Source organism: Dellaglioa sp. CoH-56-MRSF-13, assembly GCF_056782095.1.
The window spans coordinates 1-733 of record NZ_JBXAYC010000023.1 but is presented as its reverse complement, the minus strand read 5'-3'; the positions used below and the strand labels follow the sequence as shown (position 1 = coordinate 733).

Genomic DNA, 733 nt, shown 5'->3' with positions numbered 1-733 from the left:
CGTCTGCTTGTGCCTCAGGATTCTGTGGTTGCGGTACGTATGCGACGCCCGGGCGTTGCGCGTGCTGTGGCCGAACCATAGCATCTTGTACACGCGGATCAACAGCCTGAAGTGCTGGAGCCTGCTGCATAGGAGGACGCGCACTCGTGATTCCGGGGATATCCACGGGATGCGGCAGATGCGCCACACTCTTCAGCTTATCAGCCTGAATCTGAGCCATGCGCTCTTGCTTATCTGCCGGAAACGCATCGAACGATGTGGTCTTCGACTGAGGTACGTAGTTTTTTGTGTCGATCATTGTGATTATCCTAGGATGCTATCGAGAGCACCCCCAAGCGAGTTGATAGCGGTCTGCGAAACGGTGTTCACCACTCCGTTGACCAAACTTTGACCAGCGTTGAACACCACCTCACTGATTAGGTCAGACGAGACGTTTGCCAGATTTATGAATACGTCACCGACTGAGAACGTTACGCGGTTGACGATCCGTGTACTTGCTCCGGACTCCAAAGTATATTGCTCGACCGTCATGGGCCAACACTCAACATATTCAATGACGGCAACCACGGAGTTAGTCACGTCCAACAGATACACGAAGATTGGCTTCTTGTAGTCCGACGGGCGTCCCCAACCACCGCCCATCGTGGCAGCTGCCGTGGCACCAAATGGCGTGAGAATCGTATTGTTCCACGCCTGTAGGTACTTGAATGCTTGGTTGGAAGAGTCCGAATAG

2 protein-coding genes are annotated in these 733 nt (G+C 53.6%); both read right to left on the bottom strand.

Features of this window, described 5'->3' with window-relative positions; all coding sequences use genetic code 11:
- Positions 1 to 298, bottom strand: a 298-nt coding sequence (locus AC1RP1_RS07625) for a hypothetical protein (RefSeq protein ID WP_481762662.1), incomplete at its 3' end; no start/stop codon positions are given.
- 5 nt (positions 299 to 303) lie between these two features.
- The coding region (locus AC1RP1_RS07620) for a hypothetical protein (RefSeq protein WP_481762661.1) at positions 304 to 733 on the bottom strand (430 nt) is incomplete at its 5' end.